Source organism: Rothia sp. HMSC065C03 (assembly GCF_001837295.1).
Taxonomy (GTDB): Bacteria; Actinomycetota; Actinomycetes; order Actinomycetales; family Micrococcaceae; genus Rothia.
Genome location: NZ_KV832006.1, coordinates 445,462 through 467,435 on the forward strand (window position 1 = coordinate 445,462; position 21,974 = coordinate 467,435).

17 protein-coding genes are annotated in these 21,974 nt (G+C 61.3%); all 17 read right to left on the reverse strand.

Going from position 1 to position 21,974, the window contains the following annotated elements; genetic code table 11:
• Positions 1–209: 209 nt before the first annotated feature.
• A complete protein-coding gene (locus HMPREF2605_RS07470; protein WP_005508667.1) occupies positions 210–605 on the reverse strand; it encodes an FKBP-type peptidyl-prolyl cis-trans isomerase in 396 nt (131 codons plus the stop codon).
• A 95-nt stretch (positions 606–700) separates the two neighbouring features.
• A complete protein-coding gene (locus HMPREF2605_RS07475; RefSeq protein WP_070688229.1) occupies positions 701–1,756 on the reverse strand; it encodes an FKBP-type peptidyl-prolyl cis-trans isomerase in 1,056 nt (351 codons plus the stop codon).
• 220 nt (positions 1,757–1,976) lie between these two features.
• Complete coding sequence (gene pafA, locus HMPREF2605_RS07480; protein ID WP_070847680.1) at positions 1,977–3,449, reverse strand: Pup--protein ligase; 1,473 nt, start codon at positions 3,447–3,449, stop codon at positions 1,977–1,979.
• A gap of 29 nt (positions 3,450–3,478) precedes the next feature.
• Positions 3,479–3,673: a ubiquitin-like protein Pup gene (locus tag HMPREF2605_RS07485; RefSeq protein WP_005506016.1), complete on the reverse strand. Its 195-nt coding sequence runs from the start codon at positions 3,671–3,673 to the stop codon at positions 3,479–3,481.
• A gap of 189 nt (positions 3,674–3,862) precedes the next feature.
• A complete protein-coding gene (gene dop, locus HMPREF2605_RS07490; protein ID WP_070847684.1) occupies positions 3,863–5,674 on the reverse strand; it encodes a depupylase/deamidase Dop in 1,812 nt (603 codons plus the stop codon).
• A 140-nt stretch (positions 5,675–5,814) separates the two neighbouring features.
• On the reverse strand, positions 5,815–7,641 hold the full coding sequence (gene arc, locus HMPREF2605_RS07495; RefSeq protein ID WP_070847688.1) for a proteasome ATPase: 1,827 nt from the start codon (positions 7,639–7,641) through the stop codon (positions 5,815–5,817).
• A 134-nt stretch (positions 7,642–7,775) separates the two neighbouring features.
• The gene (locus tag HMPREF2605_RS07500) at positions 7,776–8,852 is read right to left on the reverse strand and encodes a tRNA (adenine-N1)-methyltransferase (protein ID WP_070643342.1); all 1,077 of its coding nucleotides are present in this window, start codon (positions 8,850–8,852) and stop codon (positions 7,776–7,778) included.
• 272 nt (positions 8,853–9,124) lie between these two features.
• The gene (gene mshC / locus HMPREF2605_RS07505; RefSeq protein ID WP_070629718.1) at positions 9,125–10,441 is read right to left on the reverse strand and encodes a cysteine--1-D-myo-inosityl 2-amino-2-deoxy-alpha-D-glucopyranoside ligase; all 1,317 of its coding nucleotides are present in this window, start codon (positions 10,439–10,441) and stop codon (positions 9,125–9,127) included.
• A gap of 158 nt (positions 10,442–10,599) precedes the next feature.
• Complete coding sequence (locus HMPREF2605_RS07510; RefSeq protein ID WP_070847691.1) at positions 10,600–11,448, reverse strand: undecaprenyl-diphosphate phosphatase; 849 nt, start codon at positions 11,446–11,448, stop codon at positions 10,600–10,602.
• Between the two features lie 243 nt (positions 11,449–11,691).
• Entirely contained in the window at positions 11,692–12,594 is a 903-nt protein-coding gene (locus HMPREF2605_RS07515) for a hypothetical protein (protein ID WP_005508678.1), read from the reverse strand.
• A gap of 185 nt (positions 12,595–12,779) precedes the next feature.
• Complete coding sequence (leuA, locus tag HMPREF2605_RS07520; protein WP_070847694.1) at positions 12,780–14,528, reverse strand: 2-isopropylmalate synthase; 1,749 nt, start codon at positions 14,526–14,528, stop codon at positions 12,780–12,782.
• Between the two features lie 422 nt (positions 14,529–14,950).
• A complete protein-coding gene (locus tag HMPREF2605_RS07525) occupies positions 14,951–16,390 on the reverse strand; it encodes an LCP family protein (RefSeq protein ID WP_070634049.1) in 1,440 nt (479 codons plus the stop codon).
• Between the two features lie 188 nt (positions 16,391–16,578).
• The gene (locus HMPREF2605_RS07530; RefSeq protein ID WP_210401045.1) at positions 16,579–17,736 is read right to left on the reverse strand and encodes a GTPase Era; all 1,158 of its coding nucleotides are present in this window, start codon (positions 17,734–17,736) and stop codon (positions 16,579–16,581) included.
• A 124-nt stretch (positions 17,737–17,860) separates the two neighbouring features.
• The gene (locus HMPREF2605_RS07535; protein ID WP_070847696.1) at positions 17,861–19,315 is read right to left on the reverse strand and encodes a hemolysin family protein; all 1,455 of its coding nucleotides are present in this window, start codon (positions 19,313–19,315) and stop codon (positions 17,861–17,863) included.
• Positions 19,316–19,324: 9 nt separating this feature from the next.
• Complete coding sequence (ybeY, locus tag HMPREF2605_RS07540; protein ID WP_005505992.1) at positions 19,325–19,846, reverse strand: rRNA maturation RNase YbeY; 522 nt, start codon at positions 19,844–19,846, stop codon at positions 19,325–19,327.
• Between the two features lie 3 nt (positions 19,847–19,849).
• Complete coding sequence (locus HMPREF2605_RS07545; protein WP_049354660.1) at positions 19,850–20,989, reverse strand: PhoH family protein; 1,140 nt, start codon at positions 20,987–20,989, stop codon at positions 19,850–19,852.
• A gap of 83 nt (positions 20,990–21,072) precedes the next feature.
• On the reverse strand, positions 21,073–21,846 hold the full coding sequence (locus tag HMPREF2605_RS07550) for a 16S rRNA (uracil(1498)-N(3))-methyltransferase (RefSeq protein ID WP_070847699.1): 774 nt from the start codon (positions 21,844–21,846) through the stop codon (positions 21,073–21,075).
• Positions 21,847–21,974 lie beyond the last annotated feature (128 nt).

The following is a 21,974-nucleotide window of genomic DNA, read 5'->3' on the forward strand; positions in this document are numbered from 1 at the left end:
ACTTACTTTGCGTATGGGGTGGCTGCGGGAAGAATGCGCGGGTATAAAATTTCGCGGACGCGCCGATAGCCCAGTACAAAAAAGCCCAGTACAAAAACTTGATACGCAAAAGCCCGGCGCCCCTCCCACAATCGGGAGAAAGCACCGGGCTGCGCGTCTCTGCGCGTCTTACGTGAGAAGCGCGAAAAACGCGAGAACCTTGCTAATCCTTAGCGGACGTCCAGCAGGTCCACCACGAAAATCAGGGACTCGCCGGGCTTAATGACCGAACCAGCGCCGCGGTCACCGTACGCCATGTCGGCGGGAATCTCCAGGCGACGACGGCCGCCGACCTTCATGCCGAGCAGACCCTCATCCCAACCGCGGATAACCTGGCCAACGCCCACCTGGAACGGCAGCGGCTCGCCACGGTTCCAGGACGCGTCAAACTCTTCACCGGTGGAGAATGCCACACCAACGTAGTGGGTGAGCACGCGGGAGCCGGGAACAACTTCAGCGCCTGCACCCTCGATCAGGTCGGTGATGACCAGCTCGGTGGGGGCGTCGCCCTCGGGGAAATCGATTTCGGGCTTTTCGCGGTCGAGGTTACGCTGACCGAAAGACATGGGTGTCTCCTTTGATTGGTTCGAAATGAATCGAAATAGTGGGTGCGCCCGCCGCCTACGTCATATAAGCGGCGAGCGCGAAATAAAAATGTGGGCTACTGCGCGGTAGCCGAAGCGGTAGCCGCCGGGGTTGCGGTCGCAGAAGCGGTTGCCGAGGCGCTCGCCTCCGCAGCGGCCGCGCTAGAAGCCGCCTGAGCACGCTGCAGGGTCTGCGGGTTCTCCTCCGCGCCCAGAATATCAACAACGAACACCAGAGTGCCCGAAGGCTTGGAACCGCCGGTGTCGTTACCGTACGCCAAATCCGCCGGGATGACTAGCTCAACGCGGGAGCCGACCTTCTTGCCCTTCAGACCCTGAGTCCAGCCCTTGATAACGCCCTGCAGGGAGAGGCCCATCGGGGTGGAAGCGTCATAGTTGCCGTCGAAGACCTTACCGTCGGAGTACTGCACGCCAATGTAACGCACGTACACGGTATCGGTTTCCTTGACCTCGGCGCCCTCGCCCTCAATGAGGTTCTTCGAGACGAGCTCAGTGTATTCCTGCTTGGTGTCGGGCAGCTTAATATCAGCCTTGCCGGTGGACTCATCCAGAGTGAAGGACGGCAGCGACGGGTCAGCCTCAACAGCCTTACCGGTTGCGTACTTGGGCAGCTTCGTCTTCACGGTGTACACCTCAACGTTAGTTGCGGCACCGGGCGAAGCGGTCGTAGTGGTCACGCCCGCGGTGCTACGCTGCTGCAGAACGTTGGTGGTGTACGAGAAAGAACCGCCAACCTTAATCTTCTTCAGGGTTTCGTACACCTGCGGTGCAGCCTGCTTCAGCTGATCGTTAATCGGCAGCAGAATCGGCTCGCTGGAGTAAGTGGAACCGTTAAGCTTGCCGTCGGTGCCGTTGAACACGGCAGCCTCAACGAGCACGTAGTCACCATCGTTGATGGAGTCGCCGTTACCTTCCTCAATCACGTATGCGGAGGGGCTAGAAGCGGCGAAGGGAGTCGCGAAGGACGCCTCAGGCGCAGCGGTCGCGTTCTTCAAGGTGTACTGCACCTTGGACAAATCGCCATTGCTGGACTGCGCGCCACATGCGGACAGTGCGAGCGCGAGAGCTGCCGCGCTGGCACCGAAAATAGTGAGCTTAGAGCGTTTGGTCATAGTGTTATCCTCTGGGGTTTTCTGTGAGAGTGGGGCGTGTGAGTGCCCGTGTGCCACAGAACAGTTTACAGGTATAGGTTTAGCTGTTTTATGCTACGGCACGTAGCTGTGTTCAGGCTGTGTCGCGGCGCGGGGTGCGCCGAGAAACTTTGGGGTGCGAACTTTGGGCGGGAACACGCTGTGCCGTAACGGTGGTGATCTGATGTTTTAGCAGGGTCGTTTAGCAGGGCGGCGGGAATGCCGCCTCCTGATGCTGACGCGCCTTAGACGCCAGCAGGCTCAGCACGTCCTCCAGCTCCTCGCTGCCGGTAGCAAACGGGTCCTTACACACCAGCGTGTGCTGCGGGTATGCGTTGAGCTTCAAATGCCCCCAATCCACGGTGAACTGCTCCCCCGCCGCAACCGCCGCATTAATGAAACGCGAACGCTGCAGAGCGCGAGTGTTCGGCGGCTGAGTCTTCGCCGCCTCCGCAGCACCCTCAGGCAGGATGCGCTTGACCGCACCGCGACGAACCAGCGCATGGAAGACGCTACGCTCCGGGTCGATGTCGTGGTACGCCAAATCCAGCTGACGGATGCGGGCGCTCGCATAATCGGCAGGCTGACCAGCCGCGCGGGCGCGGGCAATATACGCATCCAGAAGCTTCTTCTTAATCGCCCAGTCAATCTCCGTGTCAATGCCACTGTAGTCGCCGGACTCGATAGCGTCCAAGGTGCGTTGCCACAGGTCCAGGGCGTATTCCACGTGGTGGTGGTGCGCGCCGTACTGCTGCACGTACTGGCGTGCCGCATCCAGGTAGTGACGCTGAACGCTCAACGCCGTGTAGTGCTTACCGTCCGTGGTTTCGAAGGTCGCGGTGCCGGTCAGGTCGTGGCTGATAGCGCGCAGAGCCGCCGGGACGGACACAATATCCAGGCTCGTGACCGGGAAGCGGTCCTCCAGCATGCGCAGCACCAGGTCGGTGCTGGCAATCTTCAGCAGCACGGTCGGCTCCGCCATGTTCGAATCACCATTAATGACGTGCATGCGGCGGAACTTCGAAGCGTCCGCGTGCGGCTCGTCGCGGGTGTTAATGAGCGGGCGAGCGCGCGAGGTTGAGGTGGATGCCGCCTCCCAAATATGGTCGGCACGCTGCGAGAACGAATACGAGGGCACACCCGTGCAGGACGCCGGGTCGGTCGAACCGGGCACCGGGCCACCGTTCGGGTGGGTCTTACCGGCACCAACCAGAATCTGGCGGGTCACCAGGAACGGCACGAGCTGCTTAATCAGGTCGTTGAACTGCAATTTGCGGCTGATCAGGTAGTTCTCGTGGCTGCCGTAGGAGTTGCCCGCCGAATCCACGTTGTTCTTGAACAGGTACAGTTCACCGTCGAGGGGGCGGCCCTCCGCGCCTGCGAGCAGGCGCTTGCGGGCGGTACGCGCCAGATCAGCGAAAAGCAGCTCACCGGCGCGTTCCTGCGCGAGTAGTTCGTCAATGTTGCCGCATTCGGCGGAGGCGTACTCGGGGTGCGAACCCACGTCAAGGTAGAGCCTACCGCCGTTGGGCAGGAAGACGTTCGTTGAACGCCACTGATCCAGGACGGGCTTGAAAAGGGTGGCGGCGGACTCTTCGATGCTCAGCCGACCGAGCCCGTGCGGGACGTAGCTGAGCCCGAATTCGCTTTCAATGCCGAAAATACGGTGTTCCATGATGCTGACCCGGCGCGCAGGTGCGCCGGTTACTCGCCGCCCTTCTGGACGAAGCCGGTGACGAAGTCTTCAGCGTTCTCAGCGAGCAGGCCGTCAATTTCGTCGAGCAGGTCGTCGACCTCGCTCACGTCAGAGACAACGTGGGAGGCGGCGAGGGTCAGTTCCTGCTCCTGCTCGGCTGCGGTGGTTTCGGTCTGCTGTGCGCTGATGCGTTCGCGGCTCATGGTTCTCTCCTCAAGGGGTTTTCGGTTGTGGACAAATAAGTTTTTAGTGGGGTCGGGTGCGGGGTGTAAGGGTTTTGGTACCCGGATTCTCCTGCACCCTAACTGTGGGTTATGTGGTTTTTACTCTTCCGAATGGGGGTATTCACCCCGGGGAAGAATATGAGTTTATGTGGGTTTAGGGGGGTGCTACTAGCGCAGGCGGTTCAGCAGCTCATCCGAATGGTTCACCTCATCCAGCAGCGGCTCCACCTGGGCGGCACCGTACCGGGTCGGCTCCATCATCGTAAAACGAGTCAGATCCTTCGAATACCTGCCACGGCAGGACACCGTATCCCAGTTGATACCCAGAATCTCCTCCGGCCAACGCGCCATCAACGTGCCACGCAAAAACGCGCGCGTCTCACGCGGCGGCTCAGTCGTCGCACGCTCAATCTGCTCCGCAGAGAACAGCGTGCGCATGCGGCCACGCGACACCAGACGGTGATACAGGCTCTTCGACGGGTCAATATCAGCGTACTGCAAATCCAAAGCCTTCAACTTCGGATTCGCATAATCTACGCCCTGAGCGACATACCCGCGCACCAGCGCATACTTCGCCACCCAATCCAGACGATCCGCCAGCGAGAGCGGGTTGGTTTCCAAGGCGTCCAGAACCTCGCCCCACAGATCAAGGATCTGCGCGGTCGCAGCGTCCACGCCCGCCGGGTTTGACTCCTCATGCGCACGGGAGGCCTCATAGTAGGCGCGCTGAATCTGCAGGGCACTCGCCGAACCACTCGTGGACACCGGGTTCGGCAGAGTCGCCGAAGACGGCGCCAGCGGCAGCTGAACCGACAGCGACAAATCGTGGCTGACCGCGTGCATCGCCGCCACCGGATCGGACAGGCGCACACCCGGCAATACCGGAGCCTGCTCGCTGTGCGACTCAATCAGGTTCATCACCAGCGCCGCCGTACCAAACTTCAACAGATTCGAATAGTGCGACATGTTCGCATCCGCCGGAATCACGTGCAGGCGGCGGTACTTCGACTCATCCGCATGCGGCTCATCGCGCGTATTCACAATCGGGCGGCGAATCGTGGTCTCCAGGCCAATCGTGCGCTCAAAGAAATCAGCACGCGAACTAATCTGAAAACCCGGAACCTCACCGTGCGTACCAATACCCACACGGCCCGCACCCGTAAAAATCGCGCGGGTCGCAAAGAACGGCAGGAGCGCATCCGCAACCTGCTCAAACGGAACATCACGGCTAATCAGGTAGTTTTCGTGGGCGCCGTACGACTGGCCCTTCGAGTCGGTGTTGTTCTTGTACAGCTTCACCTGCGGCAAATCCTGCGCGTGGTTGCCCAGCTCCACCAGCGACTCATACGCCAGCGCGTCACCGGCAGCGTCATAGAGCACCGTGTCGGCGGGGGTCAGAACCTCCGGCGAGGAATACTCCGGATGCGCGTGATCCACATACAGGCGCGCACCATTAGGCAGGATCGCGTTCATGGTCACGCGGTCCCAGTCCAGACGCTCCGGGAAACCGCCGCGGCCGTGCACGCCGGCGAGCGCATCCAGGGCGCTCCGCGGCTCGGCGGGCTCACCCGGTGCCTGAACGCCCGCCTCACGCATGATCTCCAGGGCGATATCTTCGCTGGTCAGCTCGGTGCGGGTGTGCGTCATCTGGCTCGAGTGGGCGGTGGATGCGTCCTGAACTTGACCGAACGCATCACGCAGCGGCGATTCGGACTCGCCCAGCCACTGACCCTCGGGGGTGGTGTTCGAGTAGTTCTCTGCCTGGCGTGCCTGCTCGGCGGTCAGTTCATCCGCCAGGGCGCGGCGCTGCAGCTCCTCGCGGAAAGCGGCGCCGCGGCGGAAGGCGAGCTTGGCGTAGGTGTTGACCACCAGTGCCGACAGCACGGTCGGGTTGGTGCCCGGCGCGGAGGGCGCGATGACGCCGTACTCGGTTTCGGCACCCATAATGCGGTGCACGCCGTAGCTGGGGGTGGAGTTCATGGGTTCTCCTGAAAAAATCTATACCATCTAAAGGCTTTGGACCTGCGGTAATGCTGGTTGTATAGCGGGGTAAACGCGCGGTGTGGGCTGAGCGCACAGCTTAGTGGGCGCGCGCCGCCCGGCTCGTGCGGGCGCACGGTTTAGCGCGGCGGCTCCACCGACACCAGGCGGCCACGCACACCGGCAACGGTGAGTGCATCCTCAATATCGGGCAGCGGCGGCAAATCCACCTGATCCTCAAACTCGGCGCGTACCGCCTCCAGCAGGTGGCGGGTACCAATACCCACACCCGTTGCGTCCGCACCGGCGGTCAGCGCCTGCAGCTGCTCCTTAATCGCCGCCTTCTTCGCGCGGTCCACAATATTGCGAATCACCGCACCCGAGGCGAAGTCGCCGCGGTACAGCGTGTGCGTGGACAGGTTCGCGCTCGCACCAGAACCAACGACCATGGAAGAATCCACGGTCGCCACAGCGTACGCGGTGGAGGGGGTGCGCGCGTACAGCTGACCTGCCGCCGCCGCAATCATCGAGGTCAGGGCGGCGCGGACGGATCCGGCGGCTGCCACCTCCGCAGCGTCCAGCGGCAGGTCCTCGGTCAGGTACAGGCCGAAAATTTCGGCGGCACCGGCGGCATCAGGGCGGTTAATGCGGATCTTCAGGTCGAGTCGACCCGGGCGCATCACCGCGGCATCAATCAGGTCTTCACGGTTGGTCGCACCAATAACGATAACGTTCTGCAGCGACTCCACACCGTCAATTTCGGCAAGCAGCTGCGGCACGATGGTCGTCTCAATATCGGAGGAACGACCCGAACCGCGCATACGGAACAGGGACTCCATCTCGTCAAAGAACACGACGACCGGGTGGCCCGCCTCCGCCTTCTCACGGGCGGCAACAAAAATATCGCGGATCTGACGCTCCGTCTCACCAACGAACTTATCGAGTAGCTCGGGGCCCTTAATGTTCAAGAAGTAGCCGCGAGTAGCCGAACCCGGGTTCAGCGCAGCCGCACGAGCCGCCAGGGAATTCGCCACAGCCTTAGCAATCATGGTCTTACCGTTACCGGGAGGACCGTACAGCAGAATGCCCTTGGGCGGCGCCAGGTGGTAGCGCTCAAAAATCTCGGGGTGCAGGTACGGCAGCTCCACCGCGTCGCGGATCTGCTCAATCTGCGCGCCCAGGCCACCAATCTGCTCGTAGGTGACGTCCGGGATCTCTTCCAGAACCAGCTCCTGCGAGCGGGAGGCGGGAACCTGCGAGGTCAGCATGCGGGTGCGGGTGTCGAGGGTGACCGCGTCGCCGGTGCGTAGCTGCTCAATGTCGAGGGAACCAGCCACACGCGCCACCTGCTGAGCACCCGAGGACGTATCAACCAGCACGCGCTGCTCATCCAGCACCTCACGCACGGTCACCACGTCACCGAAGGGTTCGGTGTCTAGGGCGAGCACCGCCTCCGTCTTGTCGTTGAGCAGCACGGTCATGCCGGGGGTCAGTGTGGACAGGTCAATGAGCGGGGACACGGGAATACGCATCATACGGCCGCTCACCTGAACATCCAGGTAGGTGTCAATCTCGGCGGGAGTCTTATCGTCCGCGACCTGCTCGTAGGTCATGGTCTGACCCTCATGCACCGCCAGCACAATCGCGGAATTCAGCGGCGGCATAACGTTCTGCGACAGGGACGCGCGCAGACGCTCCACCTGGTAGCGCATGCTGGTGATTGCCTCAACGAGCTTGCGGTTCTTCTCCCCCGCACCACGAATCTGTCGGCTCATATTGTCGCGGGTTGCCTCCGCCGCGGAGAGTCGACGCAGCACGGCATCATACTCCTGCGCGCTGACGGGCTGACTGCCGGGCAGGGAGGTCGACCCGAAAGCAGCCGAGTAGTGCGGTGCCGCGCTGGCTGCACTGTGGGCGGTGCCGTACTGGGGGGTTCCTGCCTGATCTGCAGATTCGTGGGTGGACACGGTAGCTCCTTTAGCTGTTCGTCCTAATCGGCGGCTACTCGGTGCGGGTGGTTGGGCACAGTGAGTAGCCTGGTGAGTGCACTGCGGGGGCTCCAGGCAACGCCCGTGCCCCCGCAGGTCAAAGGTGGTTCAAATTATTCGGCGGATTCAGTCGCCTCAGCTGCTGCGCTGTCGTTCTGCACGGTACCGTTTTGTTCCAGCGCAATCTCGTTCGCACGTGCGGCGTGAGCGGCAAGGTTCTTCGCGTCGCGGGCTGCGCGGCGAATCTTCTTATCGGTCACCTCACGCTCACCCACGTTCATGGGAATCCACGCGTTCATGTCCTCTTCGGAGAAGTCAGTCTTGGACGCGCGACGCTTCGGCGCCAGGCGCACCGCACCGTCAGCGAGGCGACGAGCCACCACCAGGAACGCGGTGTGCGCAACCATGCGGTGGTCGGGGCGGACCGCCAGGCCCTCCACGTGCCAGCCGCGCACAATGGTTTCGTCACATTCGGGTTCGGTGAAGCGGCCGTCCAGGCGCATGCCCTCAACCAGGCGGGACATCTGGGTCACGGTCGCAACGTAGCAGATGAGCACGCCGCCGGGTGCGAGCGCCTCCGCTACAGCGTCCAGGCATTCCCAGGGTGCGAGCATGTCGAGTACGACGCGGTCGACGCTGCCGGGCTCTTCAACCTGCGGCAGGGTGTCCTGCAGGTCGCCGATGCTCAGCTTCCACGCCGGGTGGGGGCCACCGAACATGGTCTCGATGTTGCCGCGGGCGACGTCTGCGAACTCTTCACGACGTTCGAAGGAGTGCACGCAACCGTAGTCGCCGACTGCACGCAGCAGCGCGATGGACAGTGCGCCGGAGCCGACTCCGGCCTCGACGACGCGTGCGCCGGGGAAGATGTCTGCTTTGACGATGATCTGGGCGGCGTCCTTGGGGTAGACGACGGCTGCGCCGCGCGGCATGGAGAGCACGAAGTCCTTGTAGAGGGGGCGCAGCGCCTGGTAGAGGATGCCGTGAGTGTTGGGGATGACGGTGCCTTCGGGCGCGCCGATGAGGTCGTCGTGCTTGAGGAAGCCCTTGTGGGAGTGGTATTCGCCGCCTTCGGCGAGGGTGATGGTGGTGATGCGGCCGCGTTCGTCAGTGATTTGGACGCGCTCGCCGGGGCGGAAGGGGCCGCGGCGGTTGATTGCGCCGGTGGGGGTGGGGGTGCCGCTGCTCACGGGGTGATTCTCCTCGGGTTTGGGTCAGTCTGTGTTGTTCGCCGTCGCGGCGAACTGTGGACGGAAAAAGTCCTTTTCTATTTTAGCGGAGTCTGCAAATCGGCTGTGGCGTGTTACCCCGCAGTCGTGATAATGCGGCGGCTCCCCCGCCCGGTTTTATTACACCGCGGTAGAGAGCTGGCGCATCTATTGGAGGCGCAGAAAAGCGCAGGGCGGCAGCCACGGCTTTCACACCGTAGCGCCGCTCCTGCGCTTCAACATTTTTGAGCCCCTTAGAGGACCACGCCCAGGCGTGCCGCCAGGATGTCACGCACCAGCGCGCCACCGCCGACGGTAGTGTCCGCCAGAGCCTTCACAGCCCACGCATCCACAGCCGCCAACGCCGCCGGAGCGTTCAGGTCCTCACCGAGCGCCTCACGCACAGCGGCCAGCAGCTCAACAGCCGCCTCATCGGTGACACCTTCGGAACCCTCACGGCCCTCAGCCACCGACACCGCATGACGGTACGTATCCAGGCGAGCCTTCGCGTGCTCCAGCAGCTCATCAGTCCAGAACCAATCCGAACGGTAATGCTGACCCATAATCGCCAGACGCACCGCGTTCGCATCCTCACCAGCCGCACGCAGACGCGAAACCAGCACCAGGTTGCCGCGGGACTTGCTCATCTTGTGGCCGTCCAAACCGACCATGCCGGTGTGCGCGTAATGCTTCGCGTGCGGGCGTGCAGACACAGCCCACGAATGGCCCGCACCCAAATCATGGTGCGGGAACGTCAAATCGTTACCGCCCGCCTGAACGGTCAGCGAACCATCCACGAAACGGCGGGCAATCATCGTGCATTCAATATGCCAGCCGGGGCGGCCCGCGCCCAGCTCGCCGGCATCCCAGCTCGGCTCGCCCTCACGCTCAACACGCCACAGCAGCGGATCCAGTGCGTCACGCTTACCGGCACGGTTCGGGTCGCCGCCGCGCTCAGCGAAAATCTCCAGCATCTCATCACGGCTCAAGTGGCAGACCTCGCCCGGTGCCCACGAGTAGCCCTCAGCGTTCGCGGGCAGCTCACGCACAGCCTTCAGATCCAGGTACACGTCACCGTCAGGATGCACCACACCCTGCTCATCCGTGAAACCGGGCACGCGGTACGCCAGGCCGCGGCGCAGCAAATCCTCAATCAGCGGGAACAGCCACTCAATGGACTCCACCACACCCACATAGTGCGCCGGCGGAATCACGTTCAGCGCCTTCATGTCGGTGCGGAACAGCTCCGTCTGATCCTCAGCCAGCTCACGCCAATCAACGTTCGTCGCGGTCGCACGCTCAAGCAGCGGGTCGTCCACATCGGTCACGTTCTGCACGTACGTCACCGGCACGCCCGCATCCAGCCAGGCGCGGTGCAACAAGTCAAAAGCAACATAGGTGGAGGCGTGACCCATATGCGTCGCGTCGTACGGGGTGATACCGCAAACGTACAGGCTCGCCGCCTTATCCTCCTGAACCTGAACAATCTCACCGGCAGAAGTATCAAAAATGCGCGGCAGCGCAGCCTGACCGGGCAGAGTCACAGAGGCGGGGGCATCCCAAGCTCGCATGGGTTTCCTTTCCGTAAAAACGCCCACAACCGGTGGACGCGCCACACCCGCCGCCCAACCCAAGAGCATGCGGGTGCCAAAAAATCTACTTCAATAAGAATACCCGCCCGTGAGAAACTCACGGACGGGTATGTCATATCACGCTAAGGGCTAAAGCCTTAGAACGCCGAAGAAGTAGCGTTCAGAACGCCAGTGCCCAGGCCAACGAAAATCAGGATACCGAGCGCAATGCGGTACCAGATGAAAATGCCGTAGGACTTCGAAGACACGTACTTCAGGAACCAGCCAATCATCAGGTAACCCACCACAAACGCAACCAGAGTAGCCACGATGGTCGAGGGAATACCGTAGTAGCCAGTAGCCTCCTCGCCGGTGACCACCTTGAAGGTCTTGTACAGACCAGACATGAACACGGCGGGCATCGCCAGAAGGAACGAGTAACGTGCCGCAGCCTCACGGGTGTACCCCATGAACAGACCCGCAGTAATCGTACCGCCCGAACGGGAAACACCCGGGATCAGTGCCAGCGCCTGTGCGCAACCGTACAGCAGGCCGTGACGGAACGTCAGGTCCTTCAGCTCACGCTGCTCGCGGCCGAAACGGTCCGCCAAGCCCAGGAACACGGCGAACACGATCAGCATGGTCGCCACAATCCACAGGCTACGGAACTGGGTGTCAATGTAGTCTTCCAACAGCAGACCCAGAACACCGATAGGCAGAGAGCCAATAATAATCAGCCAACCCATGCGGGCATCTGGGTCGTTGCGCGGTACGCGACCGGTAAGAGCGCCAAACCACGCCTTCAGGATGCGCACAATATCGCGCCAGAAGAAGATCAGAACCGCGGTCTCAGTACCCAGCTGGGTGATTGCGGTAAACGCGGCGCCCGGGTCAGCCTTCTCCGGCAGGATCTGGCCAACAATGTTCAGATGCGCCGATGACGAAATCGGCAGAAATTCGGTCAGGCCCTGAACAAAGCCCAAAATAATTGCTTGAATCCATTCCACGCATTCAAGGATACAGGAGGCGCACCCGCCCGGGGCGGTTCGCCGAAGGTGATGTGGAACCTCCGCAAACCGCCCCGTCCACACTGTGAAACGCTCAGTGTGCCGGTTCAAGCGGTACACCGCGGTGCAACCGGGGCTTATCTACGGCTCATCCATGGCTCGAGGAAGCCGCGCAAACACCTCAAATACGTGCTCTCCGGAGCGGCGAAGGCGCACCAAAGATGCGTCAACGGCGCAAGCGTACTAGCCGCACGACCAGTCGAAAACACCAGTCTCAAAATCAAAAACAGCGCTACCGCACCCAAAATTCAGCACATCAAACTCATCGAACTCAATATAACGAGCCGTCAGACCCTCCGGCAGAGCCTGCGCATAAAAATGAGTGCCACCCAGGTGAGTACCCACCGCAATCAGCGGCTTAGCCCACTCAAACCACGCCGAATCCTCAGCGTCCCAATCGAAAGGACTCAAATAACCAGTCTGCGAGTCCACATTCTCAAACACATCACTGGGGACCTTACCGGCATTCGGATCATCCGTCGGAACCCACCCCACAAGAGCAGGCTTACGGTCCAGCGGCTGTTGACGATCCGCCAAAGCCCAGGCGCTGAAGCTCTCCTCCTCACCGCGATGCTCACCGGGCCGGCGCACATCCTGCGGCGGCTCCGTACGGGACGAGAACTCCTCCTCACTCAGGTACAGCACCGCAAACTCAGCATCCAAAATATCGCGCAACAACAACTGGTACGGATGCACCCGCGCCTGCGCATACTGCACCTCAAACGGGTCATCACTAGCAGCATTAGCAACACCCTCAGTCGCCTCATCCTCAGCGAACTGGCCATCACCGGCGAAGAAAGAGAAAGCCACAACGCCCGGATACTTCTGCGCATCCGGCAGGTACTCCCCCGGCAACCTCACCGTAAAAATATGCTGCATCGGCAAACCAGTAAACGTACTGCGCGGCCACTGATCCTGCTCAATACCGGGACCGGTCGAACCCACCCAGCCAGCCTCCCATACCTCGGCGGAACCGGCAGGCAGAGCAGTATCATCACCACCGCGCAGCTCATAATTCCAGGCACGAACAGAAGAATCGGTGCCCGCCGCATCAACGGGGCTAAACACCATCGCGTAGCTTTTCATGAGAGTTCCTCTCTGCAGACTATTCGCCCCACAGCCCACCAATGCACACAACACCTGCGCACATTAAACGACTAAGGGCGGGATACATACTCCCAGTATGCATCCCGCCCCCACATCATGCACGGTCAACGGTCATCAGCCAGCGGTCACCCGCAAACCTTGCACAAAGCATGTACGGCTATCGCCTACGCCTGACGCTCATCACGCAGCGCACGGTTCACAGCCGAAATCATCGCCTTCAAAGCCGCACGAGTCGTCGAGCTGTCCACACCAATACCCCACAGCACGCGAGAACCAACAGCAGCCTCAACATAGCACGCAGCATTAGCAGTCGACGAAGACGACATGGTGTGCTCCGAGTAATCCATCACGCGAATATCCACGCCCTCACCCGAAAGGATGTTCTGCAGAGCATCCACCGGACCGGTACCCGAAGCAGAACGAGTGTATGTGTGACCATCAATGTTCAAACCAACACGCAGAGTAGTCGCACCAGTATCAGCCGAATCAATGTTAATCGACTCAATGCGGTACTTACCCCAACGGTTCTGCGGATCCGGAGCCGGCAGGTACTCATCCGCGAAGATGTTCCACAGCTTCTCGCTGGTCATCTCGCCGCCCTCAGCGTCAGTACGAGCCTGAACAATCTTCGAGAACTCAACCTGAGCACGACGCGGCAGATCCAGGCCGTGATCCTGCTTCAGCAGGTACGCCATGCCGCCCTTACCGGACTGCGAGTTCACACGAATAATCGCCTCGTAGGTACGACCCAGGTCGCGCGGATCAATCGGCAGGTACGGAACCTCCCAGTAGACCTCATCCACGGTCTTACCCGCCTCAGCAGCAGTACGCTCCAGAGCCTCAAAGCCCTTCTTAATAGCGTCCTGGTGAGAACCAGAGAACGCGGTGAACACCAGGTCGCCACCGTACGGCGAACGCTCGTGCACCTTCAACTGGTTGCAGTACTCAACAGTCTTACGGATACCGTCAATATCAGAGAAATCAATCTGCGGATCAATACCCTGGGTGTACATGTTCAGACCCAAGGTCACCAGGTCAACGTTACCGGTGCGCTCGCCATTACCGAAGAGGCAGCCCTCAATACGGTCAGCGCCCGCCAGGTAACCCAGCTCAGCAGCAGCCACGCCGGTACCACGGTCATTGTGCGGGTGCAGCGACAGCACAATGTGCTCGCGGTGGTTCAGATGGCGGTCCATCCACTCGACCGAATCGGCGTACACGTTCGGGGTAGCCATCTCAACGGTAGCGGGCAGGTTCACAATCAACTCGCGGCCGTTCTGGCCAACCTCCAGCTCCTCAGCCACAGCGTTCACCACGCGAGCCGCGTACTCAAGCTCGGTGCCGGTGAAGGACTCGGGCGAGTACTCATAGATGACCTTAGTATCAGAGATCATCTGCTCTTCGTACTTGCGGCACAGGCGCGCACCCTGCAGGGCGATGTCCAGCACGCCCTCCTGGTCCTGCTGGAACACCACGCGGCGCTGCAGCACGGAAGTCGAGTTGTAGAAGTGCACAATCGCCTGCGGTGCGCCCTCAATCGCCTCAAAAGTACGGGCAATCAGGTGCTCACGCGCCTGCACCAGAACCTGAATGGTCACATCCGAAGGAATGTGGCCGTCCTCAATCAGGGTGCGCACAAAATCAAAGTCAGTCTGCGACGCCGAAGGGAAACCCACCTCAATTTCCTTGTAACCCATCTTCACCAGCAGCTTGAACATCGCAAGCTTACGGTCGGTGTCCATGGGGTCAATCAGCGCCTGGTTGCCGTCACGCAGATCCACTGCGCACCAGCGCGGAGCCTTCTCAATGACCTTATCCGGCCAGGTGCGGTCCGGCAGGTCAACAACAATCTGTTCGTGGAAAGGGCGGTACTTGTGTACCGGCATGGGGCTGGGCTTCTGGTGGTTTTTCATGATGAATTCCTGTGGGTTGGTCCGTCTCGCTCTACCCCAGTTCCGGGGCTCGTACCTGCCGGGATATCGGTCCCCCGGCTGCCGTGTTCAAGGCGGTGCATCGTAAAGGATGCGAAGGTGAGATGCCGCGTCAAAAAGCCGGAACGGTTGCGGCAGATTCTAGCGTGCCCCGTTCCGGCGAATAAGCAGCAGGTTCACTGCCGGGCGGGTAACCCCGCGCATGCTCTCACCGTGAATAGTCATACCTCAACGCTATCACAGCGCCCGGAGGCGGTGGCACAGCGCACGGGGCGCCGTCCATCATCTGGAAAGAATTAACGGCGAGCATTAACGACGAAGGGACGTAGCCACCATTACTGGCGCTACGCCCCTTCTATTCGTTATTCACGCAACTGCGCTACCAGCCACCCAGCAGTTCGGGCCTAGTAGGCGAAAGCAGTCTGGCACTTGTGCTGATCAGCAGTCTGACCGGTCGCGTTACCCGCAATCGCAGCCTCCTGCTTCTCCATCGCCTCACCGGACGGGAAGTCAGTACCGATCGTCACCGCCACGCCCAGAACCTCTTCAGTCGCCACCACGCGGGTCACGTTCAGCTTCGCGGCGATCTCCTTCGCCTCCGCTTCGTAACCGGACGAGTAGAAGACCGTGGTGAAGTTCGTCGGGTTAGCCGAAGTACCCGGGGTAACATTCGTGTAGCCCAGGCCCTCAATCACCGAAGCGATCGTAGCCGAGCGACCATCCAGACCGGTCGCGTTGTACACGTTCACCGGAACCGTACGATCCAGCTGAACCGGAGCGGCAGAAGTAGCCTCAGCTGCCGGAGCCTTCTCCTCCTTCAGCGACTTATCGTCACGCAGACGCTGGAACACATTCGCAGCATCCGCAGAAACCTGCAGGCGGTTCTCATCCTGGCTCCACGGCTCAGTCGGCACCGTCGCAAACACAACGTTCGACAGGTCCACGCCACCGAGAGTCGCACCAACACCCACCAGAGTGCTGATATTACCCAGGTTCTTATCCACCGTCACGTTCTGAGTAATCGCCTCAGCAATGTTAATCAGACGGCCCGGATTCGACAGAGTACCCTCGTTCTTCACCTTACGCAGCAGCGAAGACAAGAAGCCCTGCTGAGCCTGAATACGACCAATATCGGAACCATCCGAGAAGCCGTGGCGGCTACGCAAGAACGCAAGAGCCTGCTCACCCTCAACAGTGGAAGTACCCGCAGGAAGCTTCAGACCGCTGTACTCGTCATCAATCGGAGCATCCACACAGACCTGAACGCCGCCAACAACCTTCGACAGCTCCTTCACAGCGTTAAAGTCCACCAACATAAAGTGGTCAATGTTTACACCGGTCAGCTTGCTAATGGTCGCCACAGTACAACCGGCACCACCGCGAGACAGAGACTCGTTAATCTGAACGTTCTCCTCAGCCGGGTACACGGTGCCGCTCTCAGGGTCAGTACACTGCGGCACGTCAACCATCAAGTCACGCGGGAACGACAGCACGCTCACGTTCTTACGGTCCTTGCTGATCTGCAGCAGCATCATCACGTCCGCGCGAGCCTCAGAATTACGGTCATCCTCATTACCGTACGCACCGTTATTGCCCTTACGGGTATCGGAGCCAATCACGAGAATGTCCAAGGCGCCGTTCTCCAGGCCGTCCTTGTAATTGCTGATGTTCAGCTCCTGAGTATGCAGATTATTGCGCATACGCAGAGCCAACACGCCACCAAAGCCAACAACAATGACGAGCATGCAAGCAGTAAGCAGAGCAATCCACTTATTGCGGTTTGAGGTCAGCACCGTCGTGCGCATATGACGACCGGTGCTTCGTAAACGAGGTGCCTGGGGCATACCTTTTCTCTTTCTGCCGGTGAGCAAGTGCTTTCTCAGAGTAACACTCTTCCCTATGAGCGCCGAATGAGAGTGAAAAGTTTCACCCGGAGGCATGCACATATTTCTGCAAGCCACCGGGTGAAAACTAAGGATGCGCGACCGCCCCCAAGGACAAACCCCTCAGGGCAATGCGCTCAGGAAAGCTACTAGAATCCCAGACGGTTCAACGCACGCGCGTCAGACTGCCATTCCTTCGCAACCTTCACATGAATATTCAGGTAAATGCGGGTACCGAGCATCGCCTCAATCTGCTCACGAGCCTTCGTACCAATCTTGCGCAGATTCGAGCCGCCCTTACCGATAATGATGTACTTCTGCGACTCACGCTCCACAAACAGGTTCACGTGCACATCCAGCAGCGGGTTATCCGCAGGGCGGCCCTCACGGAACTGCATCTCCTCAACCGTCACAGCAATCGAGTGGGGCAGCTCCTCGCGGGCGCCTTCCAGAGCAGCCTCACGCACCAGCTCCGCGATGAGGGTTGCCTCCGGCTCATCGGTCAGCTCACCCTCCGGGTACAGCGGCGGCGACAGCGGAGTGTACTGCGCCAGCAGGTCAGCAACCGCATCCACCTGGAAATGCTTCACAGCAGACACCGGGATAATCGCAGCCCAGCCGCCCTTACCGTCAACCGGCATCGGCTCAGAAACCTCACCGGCACGGCGCTTAGCCGCAGGACCCGAACCCTTCGCGAAAGGCACGGCATCATTCTTGCCGCCCTTACCTTTGGGGCCCTTGCCCTTCTGCTTCGCACGATGCGCGGCACGCTTAGCACGAGCCGCACGCTCAGCGCTCATGACCTCCTCGCCGAGCGCCTCAACAGCCAGCAGCTGCTCACGCAGCTCCTCAGAGCTCACGGTGTCAGCCTTCGTCACAATCGCGACGACCGGCTTATTGCTCGACGCCACCAGCTGCGACGCAATGTAACGGTCACCCGGACCGATCTTCTCATTCGCCGGAATGCAGAAGCCCAGCACATCCACCTGCGAGAGGGTGCTTGCCACCAGGTCGTTTAGACGCTCACCCAGCAGAGTGCGGGGGCGGTGAATACCCGGGGTGTCCACCAGAATCAGCTGGTACTCGTCCTTGTGCACAATACCGCGGATCGTGTGGCGGGTCGTCTGCGGACGGTTCGAGGTGATAGCCACCTTCTGGCCAACCATAGCGTTCGTCAGAGTGGACTTACCCGCATTCGGGCGGCCCACCAGCGACGCGAAACCCGAACGGAAATCCTTCGGGTAGGTCGGCAGCGGGGTGCTCAAGTCCAGAGTGCTCAAATCGAGCGGGGTGTACTCCTGGTCCATTGTGTTTCTCCTTGTCAAACCCCTGCGGGGTGTGTGGGGTGCCAGGCTCATCTACCGTGCGCCTTCGGGGCGGGGCGGCTGGCTCAAAGTGTGTATGGGATGATGCGGCGTCTATGTTCGATGTCTAGCGGTTGCCGTGCTTATCGGTGGCAGGTTCAGCCTCTGCGGTATCTCCCGGAAGACCCGGATGCGGGTGCGGGTCCGCCACCGCCGGCGGCTCCGTATCCACGGTGAGAATGTCGGCAACCTCCGCAGAATGAGCCTCCGAGGAACCCTCAGCGTTCTCCTGCTCATCACGAGGCGGCTCGTACCACGCCTGCAACATATCCACCTGGTGGCGGCGGCCCGACGAACCAATCGCACGAATATGAATGCCGTCAATCTCAATCTCAGAACCAACAATCGGCACCATGCCCAGATGCTTAGCGAGCAGACCGCCCACCGTATCAACATCTTCATCGTCGAGCTCACGACCGAAAATCTCACCCAGCTCATCAATGCCCAGACGAGCCGACAGACGGAACGTGCCGTCGTCATTCAGCGTGTACTCGGGGCGCTCGTGGTCGTACTCGTCAGAAATGTCGCCAACCAGCTCCTCGATCAGGTCCTCAAGGGTAATCAGACCGGCGGTTCCGCCGTACTCATCAACCACGATCGCCACGTGCGTGGACTCGCGCTGCATCTCACGCAGCAAGTCCATGGCGCGCTTCGACTCAGGCTCAAAACGAGCCGGACGCATCAGCTCAACCACGGTCGGCAGGGCGGTACCCGCGGGGGCCTCACCGTGCAGGATAAAGGCGCGCATCGCATCCTTCAGGTAGAGCACGCCCAGAATCTCATCGCTCGAATCACCAATCACCGGCATGCGGGAGTAGCCCGAACGCAGGAACAGGCTCAGCGCCTCACGCAAAGTGGTGTCACGGCTGGCGGTGAGCATGTCGGTACGCGGAACCATGAGCGAACGGATGCGGGTATCGTCCATCTCAAAGACGGACTGCACCATCTGCGCCTCGTCGTCCTCAATGGTCTCAGCGTCGGAGGCGCGGTCCAGGAACTCGCGCAGCTCCTCCTCATCGAACACGCCCACCGGGGCCTCAGCCGAACGTTCCGGCGCCAGGCGCACGCTGAACTTATCGAGCAGACCGGTCACCGGGCTCAGCAGAACCGACAGGTAGTGCACCGGGCGAGCCAGCACACGAATCGACGCGACCGGGCGGTTACGACCCAGAGCACGCGCCAGCACATGCAGAATCGGGTAGCCCACCAGCGCAACAATCACGAGGGTCAGCACGGCGGCGAGCGCGTGCACCTCGACCAGGTTCAGCAGGCAGGTCATGGTGGCGAGCACTGCGGCGGCTGCCGCAATGAGGCGGGTCAGGCGCAGCGGGTGCGTGTACGCCTCGGAGTCACCGTCGAGGGTGCGTTGCAGGACGCGGGCGCCGAGGGTGTCCGGGTGTGCCTCCACTGCCTCCTCGGCCTCGTTGTGCGGCAGGTAGGTGAATGCGGTTTCGGCGATTGCCGCGACCACGGTCAGGCAGAGCGCGAGAACGGCGAGGAGGGCTGTGAGTAGAATGTCCACGCCGCTCCCCTAGTGTCGGGTTTCGACCGGTGCCGGGCGGCCCAGGAACTCTTCGAGGATGGAGCGCTGAATGCCGAACATTTCAGCTTCCTCTTCGGCGGTGCCGTGGTCGTAGCCGAGGCAGTGCAGAATGCCGTGGGTGGTGAGCAGGCACAGCTCATCGAGGGTGCTGTGGCCCGCGTCTGCGCCCTGACGTGCGGCGACGGGTGGGCAGAGGATGATGTCGCCGAGCATGCCGCTGGAGGGGTTTTCGGGGGTTCCCGGTTCCAGCTCGTCCATGGGGAAGCTCATCACGTCGGTTGCACCGGGCAGGTCCATCCACTCGATGTGCACGCGTTCCATTTCGTCTTCGTTCACAATGGCGATGGACAGGTAGGTGTCATCGGCAAGGTGCATGCGCTTGAAGGCGTGCTCGACGAGGCGGGTGAGCACCTCGGTGTCTACCGCTTCGAAAGATTCGCGGATGAAGGCGTCGGTTGCCGGGTCGGCACCGGTTGCGGGTTCTTCACAGTCGAATTCGATCTCTGCCACCGTTTAGCGTCCTTCCGGGGTGGTCTGTGCGTTGTCGGGGTTCTGCGCAGGGTTCTGCTCGGCGTTCTTTTCGGAGCCGCCGTTGATACCGGCGCGATCCAGCAGCTTCTCGGCTGCGGCCTCGATGGTGGCGCGCTTGACCTTGCGGTTGCGCTTGCGTTCCATCGCCTTCTGGTCTTCGCCCCACTGGTCGTAGGCGGACACAATGTTCGACACCAGGGTGTGGCGCACTACGTCGGAGGATTCCAGGATGCTGAAGTGAATATCCTCCACACCCTGCAGAATGTTGCGAACCTGCTTCAGGCCGGAGGCGGCGCCACCGGGCAGGTCAATCTGGGTGATGTCACCGGTAATGACCATCTTCGATCCGAAGCCCAGGCGGGTCAGGAACATCTTCATCTGCTCGGCGGTGGTGTTCTGCGCCTCGTCAAGGATGATGAATGCGTCGTTGAGGGTACGGCCACGCATGTACGCCAGCGGTGCGACCTCGATGGTGCCCGCCTCCATGAGCTTGGGGATGGTTTCGGGTTCAAGCATGTCGTGCAGTGCGTCGTAGAGCGGGCGCAGGTACGGGTCGATCTTCTCGTTGAGGGTGCCGGGCAGGAAGCCCAGACGCTCGCCAGCCTCCACGGCGGGGCGGGTGAGGATAATGCGGTTCACTTCGTGGCTCTGCAGCGCCTGCACAGCCTTCGCCATGGCGAGGTAGGTCTTACCGGTACCCGCCGGGCCGATACCGAAGATGACGGTGTTCGCGTCGATAGCGTCCACGTACTTCTTCTGGTTAATGGTCTTGGGGCGAATCGTGGTGCCGCGGGTGGAGAGGATGCTGGTGGACAGCGAGTGCGCCGGGTTGCTCAGTTCGTCGCCGAGCATGCCCATGAGGCGGTGAATGACCTGCACGGTAATCTGCGTGTCGTGGCTGGAGAGCACGCGCAGTTCGTTCAGCAGCTTTGCAGCGGTGTTGACGGCCTCGGAGGGGCCGGTGATGAGCACGTCCAGGTCTTTGGGGCGCAGGCTAATCTGCTCGAAGTAGTCCTCGATAATCGCCAGGTGCGCGTCCTGCGGGCCGAGCACGGCGATCATTTCTGCGGCGCTCTTGAAGGATACGGTGCGCGCGGTCGAGAGAGGTCGGGAGGTAGTCATATGGGCTCCTTGGCTAGTGATGTATTTACAAGTATAGATGCGCGTGATGCACCACGCCCCGGTGGATTCCTGTCAGCGGCGCTCTACCAGCGGCCCAGCACCACGTTCAGGGTGCACATGGCGGCAGAACCGGCGGTGGAGGAACGCAGTACCTCGTCACCGAGTAGTGCCAGCTGCGCGCCAGCGTCGGTGAAGAGCTGCACTTCGCGGTCGCTGATGCCGCCTTCGGGGCCGACGAGCAGGTAGATTTCCTCGGGCAGGTTCCCTGCCTCTACAAGCTTGCGTGCCAGGGCGCTGAGGCGTTCGGTCGCCTGCTCATGCAGGATGAACACGGCGGCGGACTGCTCAGAGCCGGCAACTTCTTCAATGAGTTCCACCAGGTCGGCGGTGCTGTACAGGTCGTACACTTCGGGAATGAGCGCGCGGCGCGACTGCTTTGCCGCGGCGGTGACGGTGTTCTGCCACTTGGTGTGTGCCTTGGAGGCGCGCTCCCCCTTCCAACGCACGATGGAGCGGTCCGCACTCCACGGAAGCACACCGTACACGCCCAGCTCGGTCGCGGTTTCGATGGCGAGCAGGTCGCGGCCGTCCTTCGCGAGCGCCTGCACCAGGTAGATGGAGGGCACGCTGCGTTCCTCGCGCAGCTCCTGCACCTGAACGCTCACGCCGTCCGCGTTGATGGAGGCGACCGTACCGAGTGCGCGGCGGCCGGTGCCGTCACCCAGGTCGATGCGTTCGCCGAGCTCAAGGCGCTTGACGAGGGCGTGCTTGCCTTCGGAACCGCCGAGCGCGCAGGTGGCGCCGGGGGTGAGTGCGTCGTATTCTTCCGTGCTGATGTAGAAGATGGGGGCGCTCATGGTTCTCCTTGAGGGTGCGGTTTGAAAGCGTGGGTAGTGTGCGGGTGGCGTGTGAAATAGGTGTGCTGCTTAGCGCGGGCGCGTGCAGCGCAGTGCTGACAGCAGTGCTGACAGGAATGCGGCGGGTG